The 5,943-nt window shown below is 73.3% G+C and carries 5 protein-coding genes and 1 pseudogene; 3 read left to right on the forward strand and 3 right to left on the reverse strand.

Features of this window, described 5'->3' with window-relative positions; genetic code table 11:
- Nucleotides 1–266: pseudogene (locus AC5P09_RS50460) on the forward strand (hypothetical protein); the annotation flags it as partial.
- Between the two features lie 101 nt (nucleotides 267–367).
- Here AC5P09_RS50460 and AC5P09_RS50465 read toward each other — a convergent pair.
- On the reverse strand, nucleotides 368–556 hold the full coding sequence (locus AC5P09_RS50465) for a DUF5703 family protein (RefSeq protein WP_005485166.1): 189 nt from the start codon (nucleotides 554–556) through the stop codon (nucleotides 368–370).
- Nucleotides 557–603: 47 nt separating this feature from the next.
- Here AC5P09_RS50465 and AC5P09_RS50470 point away from each other — a divergent pair, with 47 nt between their 5' ends.
- A complete protein-coding gene (locus AC5P09_RS50470; RefSeq protein ID WP_493880396.1) occupies nucleotides 604–1,359 on the forward strand; it encodes a hypothetical protein in 756 nt (251 codons plus the stop codon).
- A 99-nt stretch (nucleotides 1,360–1,458) separates the two neighbouring features.
- On the opposite strand, the gene AC5P09_RS50475 is transcribed toward AC5P09_RS50470, so the two are convergent.
- Both AC5P09_RS50475 and AC5P09_RS50480 read right to left on the reverse strand, forming a co-directional pair.
- Complete coding sequence (locus AC5P09_RS50475) at nucleotides 1,459–3,672, reverse strand: helix-hairpin-helix domain-containing protein (RefSeq protein ID WP_493880397.1); 2,214 nt, start codon at nucleotides 3,670–3,672, stop codon at nucleotides 1,459–1,461.
- Nucleotides 3,669–4,652, reverse strand: a complete 984-nt coding sequence (locus AC5P09_RS50480) for an aldo/keto reductase (protein WP_266442481.1) — start codon at nucleotides 4,650–4,652, stop codon at nucleotides 3,669–3,671. Before AC5P09_RS50480 ends, AC5P09_RS50475 begins: the two co-directional genes overlap by 4 nt.
- Before the next feature lie 163 nt (nucleotides 4,653–4,815).
- On the opposite strand from AC5P09_RS50480, the gene AC5P09_RS50485 reads away from it, so the two are divergent.
- Nucleotides 4,816–5,871 carry an LLM class F420-dependent oxidoreductase gene (locus AC5P09_RS50485; RefSeq protein ID WP_493880398.1) on the forward strand — a complete coding sequence of 352 codons (1,056 nt, stop codon included), beginning with the start codon at nucleotides 4,816–4,818 and terminating at the stop codon, nucleotides 5,869–5,871.
- The last annotated feature ends 72 nt before the right edge of the window (nucleotides 5,872–5,943 follow it).

Below are 5,943 nucleotides of genomic sequence, written 5' to 3' on the forward strand. Positions count from 1 at the left end.
GCCCTGAGCAGCCGGGCAACCCCGGCAACCCGGTGGAGCCGGGCCGCCCCGGCGCCCCGAACACGCCGCCGCCCGGCCCGGGAGTCGAGACGCCGGTCGGCTCGCACCCCAACCAGCCGGGTGCCCAGTCGGTCACCCAGCCGCGAGCGGCCGCACAGCTCGCGCACACCGGCAGCGACCTGCCGATGGGTCTCGCGCTCCCCGTGGGCGCGGGGGCGCTGCTGGCGGGAGCGATGCTCTACCGCAAGGCACGCGCCTCGGCGTAAACCGGGGCAAGTGAGTCACTTCACCGCGAATCTCCCCCGCGGTGCGCGCTACGGAGCGGGCCCTGCCTCGGTGGGGCCCGCTCCGTTTCCGTCGCCTCAGATCACCACGTGGCGCGGACCTGGCGGATGATCCGCCGGCGCAGCCGCACCCTGCGGCTGCCGTCGCGCAGCAGGCTCAGGCGGTCCAACTCCCAGTGTCCGTACTCGGCATGGTCCGTCAGCAGGCGTGTGGCGTCCTTGCGGGAAACCCCGCGCGGTACGTACACGTCGACAAATTCGTATTCCGGCATCGCATCTATTGTGCGGTCTGGGGCCCGGTACGGATAGCGTCTGCACTATGTCTGATGCTGCGCAGCCCACCGCTGCCGAGGTACGCGCCGCCGCCGAGGCGGTCAAGACCGCGCTCGACCGCCACCTGGCCGCGGTCGAACGCCGGTCCGGGGAGGACGACCCGGCCGTATACGAGGCGTTCAACGAGCTGGCCGCGGCCGCGGAGGCGTACGACGAGCTCCTTTACGACCGCTATGACGAGGTCACGCCCTTCGAGATCCCCGGCGCGGAAGACTCACTGCCCCCGTACGTCGGCCCCGAGGAGCCGAACGCCCTCAGCGTGCTGATCCGCCGCGACTACGCCGTGGTGGAGCCCCAGCGGCTGCTGGCGCAGGCCCAGCGGGTCGAGGCGGCGGACTACGACGAGAGCGGGGAGGCCTCGAGCACGGTGCACGGGGCGCTCGGCATCCTGTTCGGCGAGTTCGAGGCGGACGAGATCGCCTCCCGGCACAAGGAGTTCGGCCTGGAGGAGGGCGACTCCACGCTCTGGGTGACGGCGGCGGACGAGACTGCGGAGCCCGGGGAGTGGCTGGAGGCACCGTTCGAGCAGATCGATCCGCAGCGGGTCGTGTGCCGCTTCGACGTCAGCGCGGTCTTCGACGAGGACGTGGACGACATCGACGACGAGGACGACGAGGACGACGCTGACGACGCGGACGTACGGGAGATCGACGACGCGGCCGGGGAACTCGCGGACGACCTCGACGCGGACGTGGACGACGCGGAGGACGAGGACCTGGAGCGGCTGGACGCGGATCGGTGAGCTGACCCGCACCGCGCACCGGCTGTGACCGCGGCGGTGGTCCCGGAGAGCCTGCATGCCTCCGGGACCGCCGCCGTCCTCGTGTGGGGAGCCGCCCGGTCAGCCGGCCGTCGGGATCTGCGGAGCGAGCAGCGCGGGCAGGCGGGTCGTGCGCGGCTTCGCCGGGATCTCGGCCACGGCACGGGGGAGTGCCTGGTCCACGCCGTGGACCACGGACAGATGGCGGTCCGCCCGCCCGAACGCCGTGTACACCCAGGGCCGGCTCAGCGCCTGCACGGCGTCGCCGGGCAGGACCACGACCACCGCGGGCCACCGCGAGCCCACCGCCTGGTGCGCGGTCAGCGCCCACCCGTGCCGCACGGACTGCTCCACCCGCTCCTGCGGTACGACGACGGCCTCGCCGGCGCACGACAGGTGCAGCCCGTCGGTGTCGGCCTTGACCACGCGGCCCGGCAGCGTACGGCCCGGCGCGGGGGAGTAGGCGATCCGGTCGCCGGGGTCGAAGCCGCCGAAACGGCCGGGGCCGGGGTTGAGCCGCTCCTTGAGGACCACGTTCAGCGCCCGGGTGCCGACCGCGCCGCCGTGACCCGGTGTGATCACCTGCGTCTCCTCGGCGGGCACCCCGATCGCCCGGGGCACCGAGTCCGCGACGAGCTGCACGGTCCGGTGCACGGCCTCGCCCGCGTCCCGCACCGGGACGATCACGACCTCCTTGCCGGGGGCCTCGACCTGGTTGAGCTCGCCGATGCCGACGCCGGAGACCAGCTCGCCCAGCGGACCCGGGTCCGGGCGCCGGGAGGCGATCTGCGGGCAGATCCGCGCGGCCAGCAGATCCGCGAACACCCGCCCGGGACCCACGGACCACAGCACCGCCGGGTCCCCGGCCAGCACCAGCCGGGCGCCGTCCGCCAACGACTCGGTGAGGAGTGCCGCCGTCTCGACGTCCAGCTGCGGCGCGTCGAGCACCACGAGCAGGTCGAGATCCAGCGCCCCGTCGGCGTCCCGGCCGGGCCCCTCGGCACCGGACAGCAGCCCGGCGACGGTGGCGACAGCGGGCTCATCGGCTTCCGGTACGGCGGCACGGGCGACCTGCGCCGCGAAGCGGTCGCGGCCGACCGGGCCGTGCGCGGCGGCCCAGGCACGCAGCCCGAGCCCACGGGCCGCGCCCAGCAGCAGGGCCGGCTCGGCCATGGAGGCCTCCCCACCCGTGTGCAGGACCAGACCGTGGCCCGCGACCGCCCGGATCAGCTCGGCGGCGGAGCCCCCGGCCGCGGCGGCGGCCTGCTCCCAGTCCGCGGCCGAACCGTCCTCCTTCGGCACCGAGTTGATCAGCCGGGCCAGGCCGTCGGCGAGGCTCTCCTCCGCGAGGGCGTACCGCTCCAGACCGACGAGGACACGCACCGGGCGCTCCTCGACCTCCTCGTCCCCCTCCGCCTCCTGGTCCCGCTCCCGCTGGGCCGGCTCCCCGGGCTCGTCCAGGGCGTCCTGGAAGACCAGGGCGTCGCCCTCGGCGATCGTGTCCTGCACGGCCGCATCCGGATCCGGCACGGCCCGCTGGGCCAGCGCGGCGGTGAGCGCCGGCATCTCCAGGGCGGTGTGCCCGGCGAGGGCGGCCTGCTCCAGCAGCCAGACGGTCACCGCACGGCCGCGCCGCTCGTCGTCCGGAGCGCACTCCGCGCCGAGCAGTGCCCGCGCGAACCCGTCGGCCTGCTCGGGCCGCACGCCCGCGACCCGCAGCAACTGCCAGGGGTCCGCCCGCAACTGCTCGTCGGCACCCTCCCCGAGGGCCGCGGCGACCTGCGGCGCGAGCGCGTCAGGTGCACCGCCCTCGGTCAGCACCCGGGTGACGGACTCGACGTTCTCCGGCGCGGGGGCCGCGGCCGCGACCGCCGGGCCGGCCGACACCGGCTGCTGCCTCGGCTGCGGTGCGGTGCGGCGCGGTGCGGGTTCGGGCTCGCTGAAGACGGCGGCCACCGGCTTCTCACCGCTCTCCACCGCCCGTACGGCCGCCAGGAGGTCCGCGGCCTTCCCGCTGAGCTTGGTCCCGGCGGGAATGGGCTGCCCCTGCTTCTCGGCCTTCCGCCTCTCGATCCGCTCCCGCTCCAGCCGCTGGGCGGCCAGCTCGGCCTCGGCCTCGGACAGCTTCTTCGCCTCTTCGGCGTCGCCCTCGCCGGTCGCGGCGTCCGGGGCGGTGGTCGCGTCCTCGGGGACAGCTGCCTCGGGGGCGGTGCCCTCCGCCGCCGCGCCCGGCGTCCTGGGCTCGGCGACCTCTGCGGCCTCTGCGTCCTCAGCGGGCTCCGGCTCCGTACTCACAGCGTGCTCCAGTCGTGATCGGGATAGCGGTGCACGGGCGCCGACACATCGTCGAGCGCCCGGCAGATCTCGTCAGGAAGACTAAGGGCCTCCACTGACAATGCCGCCGTGAGCTGCTGCGCGTTGCGCGCGCCGACGATCGGCGCGGCCACGCCCGGCCGGTCGCGCACCCACGCCAGGGCCACCTGTATCGGGGTCACCGCGAGCCCGTCCGCGGCCGTCGTCACGGCGTCCACGATGCGGCTCGCCGTGTCGTCGAGGTACGGCGCGACGAACGGCGCCAGATGCTCCGAGGCGCCCCGCGAGTCGGCCGGCGTGGAGTGCCGGTACTTGCCGGTGAGCACGCCCCGGCCGAGCGGCGACGAGGGCAGCATGCCGATGCCCAGGTCCAGGGCGGCCGGCAGCACCTCGCGCTCGACGCCGCGCTGGAGCAGCGAGTACTCCAGCTGCGTGCTCGCCAGCCGGGTCCGCGTGCCCGGCGCGGAGATCTGCCAGGTCGCGGCCTTGGCGAGCTGCCAGCCACAGAAGTTGGAGACCCCGGCATACCTGGCCCGTCCGCTGCTGACCGCCAGGTCGAGCGCCTGGAGGGTCTCCTCCAGCGGGGTGTCCGGGTCGAAGGCGTGGATGTGCCACACGTCGACGTAGTCCGTGCCGAGCCGGGCCAGCGAGGCGTCCAGCGCGGAGAGCAGATGTCCGCGCGAACCGTCGAACCGGCGGTCGGGATCCGGCACGCTGCCGGCCTTCGTCGAGATGACCAGGTCCCGGCGCGGCACGAGGCCTTCTATGAGACGTCCGAGCAGATACTCCGCCTCCCCGTCGCCGTACACGTCCGCCGTGTCGACGAGGCTCCCACCCGCTTCCCAGAACGTCTTCAAGAGGTCCGCGGCGTCGTGCTCGTCGGTGTCCCGGCCCCAAGTGAGAGTGCCGAGCCCGATCCGGGACACACGCAGGCCGGTGCGGCCGAGATGCCTCTGCTCCATGAACGCCGAGATTACTGGCCAGAACCTGTCGCGTGGGGGCCTGTGGATAACCAGTTTCCGCCGAGGACACCGGCCGGTCGGGACGCACCCCCACTCACCCGCCCCCGCCCGCACGCTAAGGTCTCCCGGCAAGGGACGTTACTGATCGGTAAGGGGATTCGGCATGCAGCTCGGGATCAACCTCGGCTACTGGGGTGCCGGCATGGACGCGGACAATCTGGCCGTCGCCCAGGAGGCCGACCGCCTCGGATACGCCGTCTGCTGGGCCGCCGAGGCCTACGGCTCGGACGCGGCCACCGTACTCAGCTGGGTCGCCGCGAAGACCGAGCGCATCGACGTGGGCTCGGCCATCTTCCAGATCCCGGCCCGCCAGCCGGCGATGACCGCGATGACCGCCGCCACCCTCGACTCGCTCTCCGGCGGCCGCTTCCGCCTCGGCCTCGGTGTCTCGGGCCCGCAGGTCTCCGAGGGCTGGTACGGCGTCAAGTTCGACAAGCCGCTGTCCCGCACCCGCGAGTACGTCGAGATCGTACGGAAGGCGATGACCCGCGAGCGGCTGTCGTTCGAGGGCGAGCACTGGACGCTGCCCCTGCCCGGCGGCCCCGGCAAGCCCCTCAAGCTCACCGTGCACCCGGAGCGCGAGCACATCCCGCTGTACATCGCCGCCATCGGCCCGAAGAACCTCGAACAGACCGGCGAGATCGCGGACGGCGCGCTGCTGATCTTCCCCTCGGCCGACCACCTCGAGGACACGGCGATCAAGTACCTGCGCGCGGGACGCGAGAAGGCCGGCAAGACCCTCGACGGCTTCGACGTCTGCCCGACCGTGCCCCTCGCCGTCGGCGAGGACAAGGACGTGACCACCCTCGCCGACACCTTCCGCCCGTACACCGCGCTGTACGTCGGCGGCATGGGCAGCAGCAAGCAGAACTTCTACAACCAGCTCGCCCGGCGCATGGGTTACGAGCAGGAGGCCGCCGAGATCCAGGACAAGTACCTGTCCGGCGACAAGAAGGGCGCGGCCGCCGCGATTCCACACGACTTGATCGACCGGACGACACTGCTGGGCTCGGTCGACCGCATCGCGGACCGGATGCAGGCGTACGCCGCGGTCGGAGTCACCACGCTCACCCTCGCCCCCGCGGGCTTCACCCTCGACGAGCGGATCGCGTCCCTGCGCGCGGGCACCGAGGCCCTGGAGCGAGCCGGCCTCGCCTAGTGTCTCGTGATTCTGTTTGTGGAACCTGAGGCGTCCGTGACCGTTGAGTCAGGTATGAATCTCTCCTCTGAA

The organism is Streptomyces sp. a15 (assembly GCF_059026085.1).

What these genes read in the sequence shown, in the direction of transcription:
- AC5P09_RS50465 (WP_005485166.1), bottom strand. Translation starts at nt 556, where the DNA reads ATGCCGGAATACGAATTTGTCGACGTGTACGTACCGCGCGGGGTTTCC.
- AC5P09_RS50470 (WP_493880396.1), top strand. Translation starts at nt 604, where the DNA reads ATGTCTGATGCTGCGCAGCCCACCGCTGCCGAGGTACGCGCCGCCGCC.
- AC5P09_RS50480 (WP_266442481.1), bottom strand. Translation starts at nt 4,652, where the DNA reads ATGGAGCAGAGGCATCTCGGCCGCACCGGCCTGCGTGTGTCCCGGATC.
- AC5P09_RS50485 (WP_493880398.1), top strand. Translation starts at nt 4,816, where the DNA reads ATGCAGCTCGGGATCAACCTCGGCTACTGGGGTGCCGGCATGGACGCG.